The organism is Billgrantia kenyensis (genome assembly GCF_013697085.1).
Lineage (GTDB): Bacteria > Pseudomonadota > Gammaproteobacteria > Pseudomonadales > Halomonadaceae > Halomonas > Halomonas kenyensis.
Genome location: NZ_JACEFT010000016.1, coordinates 54,265 through 66,805 on the forward strand (window position 1 = coordinate 54,265; position 12,541 = coordinate 66,805).

The window sequence follows — 12,541 nt, forward strand, 5'->3', positions numbered from 1 at the left end:
CAAGGGCGACCTCGGCGGTCAACCGCTCAGATCACCTTGCGCCGTAGCAGGCTGGTGATCGCTTCACCGATCAGCACCAGTACGATGATGGCTGTCAGGATGGTGGCCACCGTGGGCCAGGCGAAGGTGTCGATGGCGCCCTGCAGCAGTACCCCGATGCCACCGGCCCCCACCAGCCCCAGCACCGTGGACTCGCGGATGTTGATGTCCCAGCGCAGGATGACGATGGCGAAGAATGCCGGCATTACCTGGGGCACGATGGCGTAGACGATCACCTTGGCCTTGGAAGCACCGGTCGCTTCCATGGCCTCTACCGGCCGACGGTCGATCTCCTCGATCGCCTCACCCATCAGCTTGCCGATGAAGCCAATGGAGCGAAACATGATGGCCAGTATCCCGGCCAGCACGCCAGGGCCGAAGATCGCCACGAACAGCAGCGCCCAGATGATGGTGTTCACCGAACGGCTGGAGACCAGGATGAAGCGCCCGAGCCACAGGCAGGCGCGGTTGGGGGTAGTGTTCTGCGCCGCGATATAGGAGACCGGCAGGGCGATGAAGATCGTCAGCAGGGTCGCCAGGGTGGCGATGTGCACCGTCTCGAGCAACGCACTGGTGATCGCGGCAAGCCGGGAGGGATCGGGCGGCCACATGCGTGCGCCCAGGCTCGAAATCTGGTTGGGGGCATCCCAGACCCAGGGCCAGAAGATATCGATGTCGCGCACCGCCCAGACAACCACCATCAGGGTCACCAGCAGGACGGCATAGCGAATCAGGCGCTCCCGGCGGTCATAGCGCTGCCAGACGCGATCGGCAAGGACACCGGCGTGATCTACCATATCTTCTTCCTCACCCAGCCGCTGATGCCTTCGCTGACCAGGATCACCGCGATGATGATCAGCAGAATGGCGAAGGCGAAATCGTAGTCGTAGCGCCCGAAGGCGTTCATCAGGGTGCCGCCGATGCCCCCGGCTCCGACAATACCGACCACCGCCGAGGCGCGCAGGTTGCTGTCGAGCTGGTACATGGAGAGTCCCACCTGACGCGGCAGGATCTGCGGAAAGACCGCATAGACCAGCGTCGCCAGATAGCCCGCTCCGGCGGCGCGCATCGCTTCCACCTGGCCCCAGTCGATCTCCTCGATCTCCTCGGCCAGCAGCTTGCCGACGAAGCCGATGGAGTAGAGGGTCAGGGTCAGGATCCCCGCCAGGGGGCCGAACCCCACGGCGGCGACGAACAGGATGGCCACGATCACCGGGTGGAAGCTGCGCGAGACGATGATCACCGCACGGCCGAACAGGTAGACCGGCAGCGGCGCCACGTTGCGCGCCGCCATCACCGCGAAGGGAATCGACAGCGCCACGCCGAGCAGGGTCGCCAGGATGGCGATCTGGAAGCTCTCCTTGAACCCGGTGAACAGCAGCCCCCAGCGCTCGAAGCTGGGCGGAAAACCGCCACCAAAGATGCGTGCCGCCCGGGGCAGGCCCTCGCTGATGCGCTCCCAGTTGAAGGGCAGGCTGCCGAAGGCCCAGATCAGATAGGCGATCACCGCCAGCCACAGGCCGTAGCGCAGCCAGGGGTTGGCGATGAAGGGCGGCTTGCGCCAGGTCCGCGGTACCGATGGGGAGCCGGAGACCTCAGGCCTGGTCATGGGTCACCCCCCGGGTTCCCGCCTCGGCACTGTTCGACGGCGTCTCGACGAGCTCTTCCTCGGGGGCCTCGATGCCGCCGTAGATGGCGTCCAGGGCTTCCTTGTTGAAGTCGGCCGGCGCCCCGTCGAAGATCATCTTGCCGTGGCGCAGACCGACGATCCGTTCGGTGTAGGTCTTGGCCTGGGCCACGTTGTGGATATTGATCAGCACCGGCAGCGACAGCTCGCTGGCCAGGCTCTGCAGCAGCTTCATGATCTGCTCTGAGGTACGCGGGTCCAGCGATGCCGTCGGTTCGTCGGCGAGCAGGATCTCGGGCTCCTGCATCAGCGCCCGCACCACGCCGACACGCTGGCGCTCACCGCCGGAGAGTTCGTCGGCCCGCTTGTTGGCATAGTGGGCAATGCCCACCCGCTCCATCAAGTGGAAGGCTCGCTCGATGTCGCTCTGCGGATAGCGCCGCGTGATCGCCTGGAAAAGATTGACGTAGCCGAGCCGCCCGGCCAGCACGTTCTCCATCACCGTCAGCCGATCGATCAGGTTGAAGCCCTGAAAGACCATGCCGATCTTGCGTCGGGCGCGACGCAGCTCGCGCCCGCGCAGATTGACCAGCTCGCTGCCGTTGAGCCTGATCGAACCCGAGGTGGGCTCGACCAGGCGATTGATACAGCGCAGCATGGTGCTCTTCCCAGCGCCGGAGGCCCCGACGATGGAAACCACGCTGCTTCCTTCCACCACCAGATCCAGCTCTTCCAGCACCGGCTCGTCACGACCGTAGCGCTTGACCAGCTTCGAAATTTCCAGCATCCACCCACCTCATGTGACAAGGAACGTAGGAGAAGTCGCCCCGGCCTTGCCGGGGCTCGGCTGTCGCTTACTCCTGCTCCAGGTCTTCGCGGGTGTAGCGCACGTCGTTGGCCGCCTGAATGGTGCGGATGACTTCCCAGTGTTCCTGATAGTTGATGGGGATGAACTTATCGACGCCCTCGAACTCGTCACCCAGCGCCGTGCCCTCGAAGTCGAAGGTGAAGAAGGCTTCCTTGATCTTCTCGACCAGGTCGGGATGCAGGTTATGAGCATAATTGTAGGAGGTCGTGGGAAAGGCGTCGGTTTCGTAGATGATCTTGACCTCGTCCTCATCATAGAGGCCGCGGGCGGCCATCCTCTCGACTACCTCGGAAGCGACCGGGGCAGCGTCATAGTCGCGCGCGACCACGCCGAGCATCGACTGGTCGTGGCTGCCGGAATAGACCACTTCATAGTCCTCGTCCGGCACGATGCCGAGGTCGGGGAATAGCGCCCGGGGGGCGAGATTACCGGAATTGGAGGTGGGCGAGGTGTGAGCCACCCGCTTGCCATGCAGGTCCTCCAGCTCGTCGATGCCGGAGTCGACATGGGTATAGACCTGCAGGGTATAGCCAAACTGGCCATCGTCGGAGCCCATCAGGGCAAACGGCACCGCACCGGCCAGGTTCACGGCGAACGGCGTCGGTCCGGTGGAGAAGCCAGCGATGTGCAGCCGCCCGCTGCGCATGGCTTCGACCTGAGCCGAGTTCGACTGCACGGCGAAGAAGCGCACGTTGCGCTCGGTCACCTCCTCGAGGTGATCGATGAAGGGCTGCCAGATATCGGAGTAGATGGCGGGGTCTTCCACCGGGGTGTAGGCGAAGATCAGCGTATCGGGATTGATCCACTCGGATTCATCGGCGGGCAGGTCGGCGACCATGTCGCCATCCTCGTCGCAGTACAGGGTATCCAGGTCACCTCGCGGACAGTCTGCCTGGGCCTGGGCCGATACCAGCAGGGCCAGCGGCAACAGTGAGGTCAATGCCAGGGTGGCAAAGGGATAACGGCAGGGCATCTTGGATCTTGTCATTGGCGTATCTCTCTGTGTCACTATCATTATGTTTGTTTTTTCGGAACGGCGAGGCAAGGATGTTCTGTGAGGTCGCCGTTCTGCTCGCATACGAACATGATTGCGTGATTCATGATCGCAAACGAAACTAACCATCAATCTAGGTAGTGTAACAACGAGATGTCAAACTCATTTCAAGCCTCCTCGCGCCAGCGCCACAATCGCTACCTGCTGATGCGGCACGGCCACAGCCAGGCCAACGCACGTGGGCTGATCATCAGCACACCGCAACGAGGGCTCGCTGAGTTCGGGCTTTCCCCGGAAGGCGAGCAACAGCTGGCTAGCCTGCTCCAGGCCTGGCGCTGGCCGGCACCGACGCGGATCCTGCACTCCGACTTTCTCCGTACCCGCGAAACTGCCAGGCGAGTCGCCGCTCACTTCGGCCTGGAGCTGCAGCCGGAACCACGCCTGCGGGAACGCAGCTTTGGCGACTTCGAGGGCCTGGCGGATCGCCATTATGAAGAGGTCTGGAAACACGACGAGCATGACCCGGCGCATCGTGCCTTCGGCGTGGAGAGCGTCACCAGCGTGGCCGCGCGCATGCAGGCCGTGATCGCCTCGCTGGAGCAGGAAATGCGCCACGAGACCATACTGTTGGTGAGTCACGGCGACCCGCTGCAGATCATGCTGACCGCCATCGAGGACCAGCCGCTGACCCGGCACCGTGCTCGCACTCCACTGCTGCCCGCCAGCATCACTATGCTGGACTGAGCGGCCAGGTTCGTTTCCCAGTGTAACGACTGACGCCAGAGGCTGATCTGGGGTAGCATTCCCACTGACCAGAATGGATTTTGGGCCAGTACCGGTACTGCATTGCGTCAAGGGAGGACCCCAATGCGCCACTCTCCGTTTCCCCAGCGTCCGCTGTTCCACGGTCTGCTGCTGCTTACCCACCTGCTGCTCCAGCTCAGCCTGATGGCCAGCGCAGTGTTGTGGTTGCTGCCGCGCTCGAGCTGGCTTGCGACCATGCAATGGAACGAAGCCTGGCCGCTACTGGCGCTTGGCAGTGGCCTCTGGCTAGCTGCCGTGCTGAGCCTGCACCTGCTGCTGTCGCTCTGTCTGCGCTCTCGCCAAAGGGCTACCCACAAAGGCTTCGCTCCCAGCGACGTGGTCACCCGCTCCTTCGAGCGCCGCCCCGCCGTGCACGACAGCGACTCCGCCTGGACCAGCGAAGCACGCGCCATCGAGATCGAGCCGAGCATCGTCGGCAGCGCACGGGTGACGCGTCCCGCCGAGCCCTTCAGGCCGCAGTGACACACTTGATACTCAGTGTCAGGGCTACGTCTTTCCGCTAATGCCAGCAGGTGTGTAACTCTCTGTTATGATCGTTGAACCGCTTGATGGATGAGACGTCTCATGCCGGTTCCGATCCACCCAGACGCCACGCGACTTCTGGCCGCCCTTGCCAAGGGCAGTCAAGCATTGATGCAGGGGCGCTTCTGGGGCGACGGTGTCGATGCTCTGCTCGGCGAAATCGGCCGCGCCTCGGGTGCCAGCCGAGTCTGGATCTTCCAGCTGCTCGAGCTTCAGAAAGAAGTCGTAGTTCAGGATTACGTTTTCGAATGGGCGGCCGAGCCGCGCTACCGCCAGCTCACCCACAAGCGTTTTCGCTTCTTTTCCAGCGTGTTCAGCGACCCTATCTACCGCCGCATGGTCGAGGAGCGCCAGCGCGGCGTGTCACAACGCTTCATTATCGACCACATGGCACCAGGCTCACTGCGCGACAACCTCGAAAGCCAGTCGATCCGCTCCATGGTGACTGTCCCCATCATGGTGGACGGATGCTGGTGGGGCACCCTGGGGATCGACGACTGCGAACGCCCCCTCGATTGGGAAGGAGCCGGTATCGAGGCCCTCGTGGTTGCCGCCGAACTGATCACCTCTACCCTCTACCGTCATCAGCTCGCCAGCCGCCGACGCCAGTTCGAGCTGTTCCAGCAGGTGGCCGAGTGCGGACCTGGGAAATCGACCTGAGAAGCGGTTCAACCTGGTGCTCCCGCGGTTTGCTGCGAACCCTCGGCTATCCCGATGACTATGCCCGCTTGCCGCTGCGTCGGCTGCTTGCCCATGTCCTACGCAGCGACCGTCAGCGGCTTTGGTCTGAATTGCGCCATTGCCTGTCCCAATCCTGCCAGGGCTGCCGTCTCGACGTTCGGTTGCTCTGCGGAGAAGAGCAACCCCGCTGGTTTGAGCTCGTTGCCGAGGTGGGCTTCGATGAGGCCGGCCAGGCCAGCATCGCCTCGGGGCTGGTCATCGACATCAGCCGGCGCAAGCAGGGAGAGCAGCGCGCCATGGTCGCTGCCGAATACGACGAACTCACCGGCGTGATGAACCGCCGCGGCCTGACACGCCGCCTGCGGGCGATTCTCGACAGCACTCCTACCCTGTACTGCCACCTCCTGCTGATCGATATCGACCACTTCAAGCAGATCAACGACCGCTACGGGCATCCTGCGGGAGACGCCCTGCTGAAGCTGTTGGCAACCCGCCTGGGCAACGAACTGCGTGGCCGGGACGTCCTGGCCCGCATGGGCGGGGAAGAGTTTGCGGTATTCGTCAGCGAACTCGACGACGGCCAGGTCATGCAGCTTGGCGAGCGCCTGCGCGCCTGCATCGCCGATACTCCCTTCCCGCTCTCCTCGCTGGCCACGAACGCCATGCAGCGGCAGGTCGACATCACCATCAGCATCGGTATCGCCGGGCTCACGCCGGGCCAGGCTCAGCAGGAGGCGCAGGACCTGGCGATTGCCCGGGCAGACCAGGCGCTCTATGCCGCCAAGCATGCCGGGCGCAATCGGGTGCTGCTGTTCGGCCAGCACGAGCCATCCCCGGAACCGCAGGGCCGCCCGGGGAACGACCACTCCCTCAATGGCCGAGAATCTGACTGAGGAAGAGTTGGGTACGCTCGGACTGCGGGTTGTTGAAGAAGGGCTCCGGCGCGTTCTCCTCGATGATCTGCCCCTGGTCCATGAAGATTACGCGGTCGGCCACGGTCTTGGCGAAGCCCATCTCGTGGGTCACGCAGAGCATGGTCATGCCCTCGCGAGCCAGCTCGACCATGACATCGAGCACCTCCTTGATCATCTCCGGGTCGAGCGCCGAGGTAGGCTCGTCGAACAGCATCACCTCGGGGTGCATGCACAGCGAGCGGGCGATCGCCACGCGCTGCTGCTGGCCACCGGAGAGCTGGCCCGGGTACTTGCGCGCCTGCTCGGCGATGCGCACCCGTTCCAGATAACGCATGGCCTGCTCTTCGGCCTCACGGCGCGGTTTCTTCTGCACCCACATCGGGGCGAGGCAGCAATTCTCCAGCACCGTGAGGTGCGGGAAGAGGTTGAAATGCTGGAAGACCATGCCGACGCTACGGCGGATTTGTTCAATGCGCTTGACGTCCTGGGTCAGCGGCACGCCACCGACCACGATCTCGCCCGCCTGGTGCTCCTCGAGGTGGTTGATGCAGCGGATCAGCGTCGACTTGCCGGAGCCGGACGGCCCACAGATGACGATGCGCTCGCCGCGCTTGACCTCGAGATCGATGTCGCGCAGCACGTGGAAGTCGCCGTACCACTTGTTGACGCCGCGCATCTCGACCATCGGGGTCTCGTTGCCGGCCTGGGTTGCCTGTTCAGTCATTGTTTTCATTCCTATCTCTTATGGCCGGTGTGCAGCTTCCGCTCGAGGTACTGGCTGTAGCGCGACATGCTGAAGCAGAAGATCCAGAACATGAACGCGGCGAACACGTAGCCCTCGAGGGCAAAGCCCAGCCAACGGGAGTCCGACAGCGCTGCCTGGACGATCCCCAGCAGGTCGAACAACCCGATGATCATCACCAGGGTGGTGTCCTTGAACAGCGAGATGAAGGTGTTGACGATGCCGGGAATCATCATCTTCAGCGCCTGGGGCAGCACGATCAGGCCCATGCGCATCCAGTAGTTCATGCCCAGCGCCGCCGCCGCCTCCTCCTGGCCGCGGGGAATGGCCTGCAGTCCGCCGCGGATGACCTCGGCCATGTAGGCACTCTGGAACAGCGTGATCCCGATGAAGGCGCGGATCAGGCGGTCGACGCTGACGCCGGTGGGCATGAACAGCGGCAGCATCACCGAGGCCATGAACAGCACCGTGATCAGCGGCACGCCGCGCCAGAACTCGATGAACACCACGCAGAAGCTCTTGACGATGGGCATTTGCGAACGCCGCCCCAGGGCCAGCAGGATGCCGATCGGCAGCGCCCCGACCATGCCCACCACGGCCAGTACCAGGGTCAGCATCAGCCCGCCCCAACGGTGGGTCTCCACCACCCGCAGGCCGAAGTGGCCGCCATAGAGCATGACGTAGGCAAAAATCGGGAAGGCAACCAGGGTGGCCAGCACCACCCAGCGCTTGAACGGCAGCCGGGGGATCGCCAGCCAGGCGATCAGCGCGGCGAAGGTGGCGAAGGTCACGTCGACCCGCCAGATCTCGCTGCGCGGATAGAGGCCGTAGATGAACTGGGTGAAGCGGGCGCTGACGAAGACCCAGCAGGCCCCCTCACGGGAGCAGTCGTCGCGCGAAGTGCCGACCCAGTCGGCATTGATGATGGCCCACTGGATCGTCGGCGTGAGCAGCAGGTAGAGCAGATACAGGCCGAGCAGGGTGAAGATGCTGTTGATCGGTCCGCTGAACAGGTTGGCCCGCAGCCAGGCCACGGGGCCCACCGTGTTGCGGGGCGCAGGACGCGCCTCGATCATCTTGTGTTGTATCGTCATGGCGCCTCTCCTAGCGTTCCACCAGCGCCACGCGGGCGTTGAACCAGTTCATGAACATCGACACCAGCAGGCTGATGGTCAGGTAGACCGCCATGGTCATGGCGATGACCTCGATCGCCTGGCCCGTCTGGTTGAGCGTGGTCCCGGCGAACACCGAGACCAGGTCGGGGTAGCCGATGGCGGTGGCAAGCGACGAATTCTTGATCAGGTTGAGATACTGGCTGGTCAGCGGCGGGATAATCACGCGCATCGCCTGGGGCACCACCACCAGGCGCAGCACCAGCCCCTGGGGCAGGCTCAGGGCCTGGGCCGCTTCGGTCTGGCCGTGGGCAATCGCCTGGATGCCGGAGCGCACGATCTCGGCGATGAACGACGCGGTATAGATCGAAAGCGCCAGCCAAAGGGCCAGGAACTCGGGAATGATGGTGATGCCGCCGCGGAAATTGAAGCCATGCAGCTCGGGCACGTCCCAGGTGACGGGCACACCGGTCGCTACCAGCACGAAGAGCGGCAGGCCGACGATCAGGGCCAGCGAGATCCACCCCGCCGGCAGGCGCTGTCCGGTCGACTCGTGGCGTCGCTTGTTCCACACCACCAGGACGACGCTGGCGACCACGGCGACGCCGAGGGCCAGCGGGATCAGGCCGAAGCCCGACTCGAACAGCGGCTCGGGCAGGAACAGCCCGCGCACGTTGAGAAAGAGGACTTCGCCCAGCGACAGGCTGTCACGCGGACCGGGCATGGCCCGCAGCACCGCGAAGTACCAAAAGAAGATCTGCAGCAGCAGCGGAATGTTGCGGAAGATCTCGATGTAGCCGCTGGCCAGCCGGGCGATCAGCCAGTTGGGCGACAGCCGCGCGATACCCACGATGAAGCCGACGATGGTTGCGGCCACGATGCCCAGCGCCGACACCAGCAGCGTGTTGAGCAGGCCCACGACGAAGGTGCGGCCATAGGTGCTCTGCGACGAGTATTCGATCAGGCTCTGGCCGATGCCGAAGCCGGCAGTTCTTTCCAGAAAGCCGAAGCCGGTGGTGATGCCGCGAGCGGCCAGGTTGTCCTGGGTGTTGCCGATGATGTAGAGCAGGAACAGCGCGACGGCGGTAACCAGCAGCGCCTGGAAGAACAGCGCTCGCTTGGCGCGGTCGCGCCAGAAAGGCGGTTTTGGCCCCACGGGGCGGGCCTTGGAACGAACGGACATGAAAGGACTCTCCGCCTGGATCCGTCAAGCAGGTAGCGCTCCCGGCCCGGATCATGACCGGAGCGGGAGCGGGTCGAGGATCAGGGCATCACGTCGATGCCCCGGCGGATGATCAGCGAATCGGCGGAGCGTAGAGGATGCCACCGTCGGTCCACAGGGCGTTAATGCCGCGCTCGATCTGCAGCGGTGAATCCATGCCCACGTTACGGTCGTAGCTCTCGGCGTAGTTACCCACCTGGCTGATGATGTTGTAGGCCCAGTTGGCATCGAGCCCCTTGCCTTCACCGTAATTGCCGTCCTGACCCAACAGGCGGGCGATATTGGGGTCTTCGGAATTGCGCATCTCGTCGACGTTTTCGCTGGTAATGCCGTACTCCTCGGCGTTGATCATGGCGAACAGCGCCCACTTGACGATGTTGAACCACTGATCGTCTCCCTGGCGAACCGACGGGCCCAGCGGCTCCTTGGAGATGATCTCAGGCAGAATCACGGCGCCATCGGGATCGGAGAGCTGGATGCGCAGCGCCGCCAGCTGGGAGGTGTCGGAGGTCAGCACGTCGCAACGGCCGGCCTCGAAGCCGCCCACGGTCTGCTCGGAGGTGTCGAAGACGATGGGCTGGAACTCCATGCCGTTGGCACGGAAGTAGTCGGCCAGGTTGAGCTCGGTGGTGGTGCCCGACTGGGTGCAGACGGCGGCACCATCGAGCTCGCTGGCGCTGGTCACGCCGAGGTCACTCGAGACCAGAAAGCCCTGGCCGTCGTAGAAGGTCACGCCGGTGAAATTCAGGCCCAGGGTGGTATCGCGGGTGGTGGTCCAGGTGGTGTTGCGCGAGAGCATGTCGACCTCGCCGGACTGCAGCGCGGTGAAGCGCTCCACGGCATTCAGCGAGATGTAGCGCACCGCGTCGGCATCGCCGAATACCGCCGCCGCCACGGCACGACAGACATCGACGTCCAGGCCCTGCCAATCGCCCTGATCGTCCGGCGCGGAGAAGCCCGGCAGGCCGTCACTGACGCCGCACTGCACGGCGCCACGATCGAGGGTGGTCTGCAGAGTGTTGGCGGAGGCCACGGAAGCGGTACCCAGTGCCAGGGCAGCGGCTGAAGTCGCCAGCAGCCAGTTGTTCTTGTTGTTACGCATAGGAAATCCTCGATAGATTTTTTGATGTTCTTGGACGATGCATGCCGGGGCATGTGGCAAAACAGTAGCAAGGTTTATTCCAGTACGGGGATAGTGCAGACAGAACGTTTATTCAACGATGCAGGGAAAGGGAATCGGACTAAGAAAAAGCACCGATTTAGTGCGTAATAAGACAGTCGGGAACCGCTTTGGAGCACCTTGTCCGGCGCTGTGACCGCGAGTGGCGGCCGGCTACGCAAACGCCCCGCTGAGCGAGTCAACGGGGCGTCGGGTGGGGCCGCCGCGGCATGCCGGCCGCGGCTTCACCTCAGTGGCGAATCAGGTAGTCGAAGGCGCCCAGGGCGGCCTTCGAGCCCTCGCCCATGGCGATGACGATCTGCTTGTAGGGCACGGTGGTGACGTCGCCAGCAGCGAAGATGCCGGGCACCGAGGTCATGCCACGCTCGTCGACAACGATCTCGCCACGCGGGGAGAGCTCGATCGGCGAGTCGGTGAGCCACTCGGTGTTGGGCACCAGGCCGATCTGCACGAAGATGCCTTCCAGTGCGATCTGCTTGATCTCGCCGGAGGCGCGCTCCTCGTACGTCAGGCCGTTGACCCTTTGACCGTCGCCATTCACTTCGGTGGTCCGCGCGCCGAGGATGATCTCGACGTTGGACAGGCTGCGCAGCTTTTTCTGCAGTACCGCATCGGCGCGCATCTCGTCCATGAACTCGATGAGCGTCACGTGGCCGACGATGCCAGCCAGGTCGATGGCCGCCTCGACGCCGGAGTTGCCGCCGCCGATCACCGCCACACGCTTGCCCTTGAACAGCGGGCCGTCGCAGTGGGGGCAGTAGGCCACACCCTTGTTGCGGTACTCGGCCTCGCCGGGCACGTTCATCTCGCGCCAGCGGGCGCCGGTGGAGAGAATCAGCGTCCTGCTCTTGAGGCTGGCGCCGGATTCGAACACCACCTCGTGCTCGCCGCCCTGGTCGGCCGCCGGAACCAGTTTCACGGCACGCTGCAGGTTCATGATGTCGGCTTCATACTCCTTGACGTGCTGCTCCAGGGCCGCGGCCAGCTTGGGGCCTTCGGTATAGGGCACGGAGATGAAGTTCTCGATGGCCATGGTATCGAGCACCTGGCCACCGAAGCGCTCGGCCGCCACGCCGGTACGGATGCCTTTGCGCGCGGCGTAGATGGCCGCTGCCGCCCCAGCGGGGCCGCCGCCCACGATCAGTACGTCGAAGGAGTCCTTCTCGTTGAGCTTGGCTGCTTCACGCTGGGCCGCGCCGGTGTCAACCTTGGCCAGGATCTGCTCCAGGCTCATGCGACCCTGGTCGAAGGGCTCGCCATTGAGGTAGATGCTCGGCACCGACATCACCTGGCGCTCTTCCACCTCGTCCTGGAACAGCGCGCCGTCGATGGCGACGTGACGCACGCCCGGGTTGAAGATGGCCATCAGGTTGAGTGCCTGCACCACGTCGGGACAGTTCTGGCACGACAGCGAGTAGTAGGTCTCGAAGTGCAGCTCGCCCTCGAGGTTCCTGATCTGCTCGAGGGTATCGTCGCTCACCTTGGGCGGATGGCCGCCGACCTGCAGCAGCGCCAACACCAGCGAGGTGAACTCGTGGCCCATGGGAATACCGGCAAATACCAGGCCGGTCTCCTCGCCGGGACGGTTCAGCGCGAAGGAGGGCTTGCGCGCGTCAGTGCCGTCGAGGCGCAGGGTGATCTTGTCGCTGAGACCGTCGATATCCTTCAGCAGGCCATGCAGTTCCTGGGATTTCGCGCCGTCATCGAGGGACGCGACGATCTCGAACGGCTGAGTGACCTTCTGCAGGTAGGCTTTAAGCTGGCTTTTCAGATTGTCGTCCAACATGACAGCGGTTTCCTTCATGTCTGGCTCAT

Annotated in this window: 13 protein-coding genes; 4 read left to right on the forward strand and 9 right to left on the reverse strand. The window is 63.9% G+C overall.

The annotated features are described in order from the left end of the window. Positions 1 to 26: 26 nt before the first annotated feature. The 4 genes from phnE (H1D44_RS12960) to phnD form a co-directional block, all read right to left on the reverse strand. Positions 27 to 836 (reverse strand): phosphonate ABC transporter, permease protein PhnE, encoded by an 810-nt coding sequence (phnE, locus tag H1D44_RS12960; protein WP_181515278.1) that lies wholly within the window; start codon positions 834 to 836, stop codon positions 27 to 29. Next, positions 830 to 1,648, reverse strand: coding sequence for a phosphonate ABC transporter, permease protein PhnE (gene phnE, locus H1D44_RS12965; RefSeq protein ID WP_181515279.1), 819 nt, complete (start codon positions 1,646 to 1,648; stop codon positions 830 to 832). Before phnE (H1D44_RS12965) ends, phnE (H1D44_RS12960) begins: the two co-directional genes overlap by 7 nt. Further along, positions 1,635 to 2,453, reverse strand: coding sequence for a phosphonate ABC transporter ATP-binding protein (phnC, locus tag H1D44_RS12970; protein ID WP_181515280.1), 819 nt, complete (start codon positions 2,451 to 2,453; stop codon positions 1,635 to 1,637). The genes phnE (H1D44_RS12965) and phnC overlap by 14 nt, the downstream gene beginning before the upstream one ends. 67 nt (positions 2,454 to 2,520) lie before the next feature. Further along, the gene (phnD, locus tag H1D44_RS12975) at positions 2,521 to 3,522 is read right to left on the reverse strand and encodes a phosphate/phosphite/phosphonate ABC transporter substrate-binding protein (protein WP_181515281.1); all 1,002 of its coding nucleotides are present in this window, start codon (positions 3,520 to 3,522) and stop codon (positions 2,521 to 2,523) included. Between the two features lie 159 nt (positions 3,523 to 3,681). On the opposite strand from phnD, the gene H1D44_RS12980 reads away from it, so the two are divergent. From H1D44_RS12980 to H1D44_RS21025, 4 genes are all read left to right on the forward strand, one after another. Then, positions 3,682 to 4,272 carry a histidine phosphatase family protein gene (locus tag H1D44_RS12980; RefSeq protein ID WP_181515282.1) on the forward strand — a complete coding sequence of 197 codons (591 nt, stop codon included), beginning with the start codon at positions 3,682 to 3,684 and terminating at the stop codon, positions 4,270 to 4,272. 123 nt (positions 4,273 to 4,395) lie between these two features. Next, complete coding sequence (locus H1D44_RS12985; protein ID WP_181515283.1) at positions 4,396 to 4,815, forward strand: hypothetical protein; 420 nt, start codon at positions 4,396 to 4,398, stop codon at positions 4,813 to 4,815. A gap of 102 nt (positions 4,816 to 4,917) precedes the next feature. Further along, a complete protein-coding gene (locus tag H1D44_RS21020) occupies positions 4,918 to 5,535 on the forward strand; it encodes a GAF domain-containing protein (RefSeq protein ID WP_238984469.1) in 618 nt (205 codons plus the stop codon). A gap of 29 nt (positions 5,536 to 5,564) precedes the next feature. After that, complete coding sequence (locus tag H1D44_RS21025; protein WP_238984470.1) at positions 5,565 to 6,449, forward strand: GGDEF domain-containing protein; 885 nt, start codon at positions 5,565 to 5,567, stop codon at positions 6,447 to 6,449. Here H1D44_RS21025 and H1D44_RS12995 read toward each other — a convergent pair. From H1D44_RS12995 to ahpF, 5 genes are all read right to left on the reverse strand, one after another. After that, positions 6,427 to 7,155 (reverse strand): amino acid ABC transporter ATP-binding protein, encoded by a 729-nt coding sequence (locus H1D44_RS12995; protein WP_181515330.1) that lies wholly within the window; start codon positions 7,153 to 7,155, stop codon positions 6,427 to 6,429. The two genes, H1D44_RS21025 and H1D44_RS12995, sit on opposite strands and share 23 nt — an antisense overlap. Positions 7,156 to 7,205: 50 nt before the next feature. Further along, the gene (locus H1D44_RS13000) at positions 7,206 to 8,306 is read right to left on the reverse strand and encodes an amino acid ABC transporter permease (protein WP_181515284.1); all 1,101 of its coding nucleotides are present in this window, start codon (positions 8,304 to 8,306) and stop codon (positions 7,206 to 7,208) included. A 10-nt stretch (positions 8,307 to 8,316) separates the two neighbouring features. After that, positions 8,317 to 9,507, reverse strand: coding sequence for an amino acid ABC transporter permease (locus H1D44_RS13005; RefSeq protein ID WP_181515285.1), 1,191 nt, complete (start codon positions 9,505 to 9,507; stop codon positions 8,317 to 8,319). A 112-nt stretch (positions 9,508 to 9,619) separates the two neighbouring features. Beyond that, a complete protein-coding gene (locus H1D44_RS13010) occupies positions 9,620 to 10,648 on the reverse strand; it encodes an amino acid ABC transporter substrate-binding protein (protein ID WP_181515286.1) in 1,029 nt (342 codons plus the stop codon). A 307-nt stretch (positions 10,649 to 10,955) separates the two neighbouring features. Then, the gene (ahpF, locus tag H1D44_RS13015) at positions 10,956 to 12,512 is read right to left on the reverse strand and encodes an alkyl hydroperoxide reductase subunit F (RefSeq protein WP_181515331.1); all 1,557 of its coding nucleotides are present in this window, start codon (positions 12,510 to 12,512) and stop codon (positions 10,956 to 10,958) included. Between the last annotated feature and the right edge of the window lie 29 nt (positions 12,513 to 12,541).

Bases quoted from the DNA above. Each gene is read 5' to 3' on its own strand.
- phnE (WP_181515278.1), bottom strand. From the start codon at position 836: ATGGTAGATCACGCCGGTGTCCTTGCCGATCGCGTCTGGCAGCGCTAT.
- phnE (WP_181515279.1), bottom strand. From the start codon at position 1,648: ATGACCAGGCCTGAGGTCTCCGGCTCCCCATCGGTACCGCGGACCTGG.
- phnC (WP_181515280.1), bottom strand. From the start codon at position 2,453: ATGCTGGAAATTTCGAAGCTGGTCAAGCGCTACGGTCGTGACGAGCCG.
- phnD (WP_181515281.1), bottom strand. From the start codon at position 3,522: ATGACAAGATCCAAGATGCCCTGCCGTTATCCCTTTGCCACCCTGGCA.
- H1D44_RS12980 (WP_181515282.1), top strand. From the start codon at position 3,682: ATGTCAAACTCATTTCAAGCCTCCTCGCGCCAGCGCCACAATCGCTAC.
- H1D44_RS12985 (WP_181515283.1), top strand. From the start codon at position 4,396: ATGCGCCACTCTCCGTTTCCCCAGCGTCCGCTGTTCCACGGTCTGCTG.
- H1D44_RS21020 (WP_238984469.1), top strand. From the start codon at position 4,918: ATGCCGGTTCCGATCCACCCAGACGCCACGCGACTTCTGGCCGCCCTT.
- H1D44_RS12995 (WP_181515330.1), bottom strand. From the start codon at position 7,155: ATGGTCGAGATGCGCGGCGTCAACAAGTGGTACGGCGACTTCCACGTG.
- H1D44_RS13000 (WP_181515284.1), bottom strand. From the start codon at position 8,306: ATGACGATACAACACAAGATGATCGAGGCGCGTCCTGCGCCCCGCAAC.
- H1D44_RS13005 (WP_181515285.1), bottom strand. From the start codon at position 9,507: ATGTCCGTTCGTTCCAAGGCCCGCCCCGTGGGGCCAAAACCGCCTTTC.
- H1D44_RS13010 (WP_181515286.1), bottom strand. From the start codon at position 10,648: ATGCGTAACAACAAGAACAACTGGCTGCTGGCGACTTCAGCCGCTGCC.
- ahpF (WP_181515331.1), bottom strand. From the start codon at position 12,512: ATGTTGGACGACAATCTGAAAAGCCAGCTTAAAGCCTACCTGCAGAAG.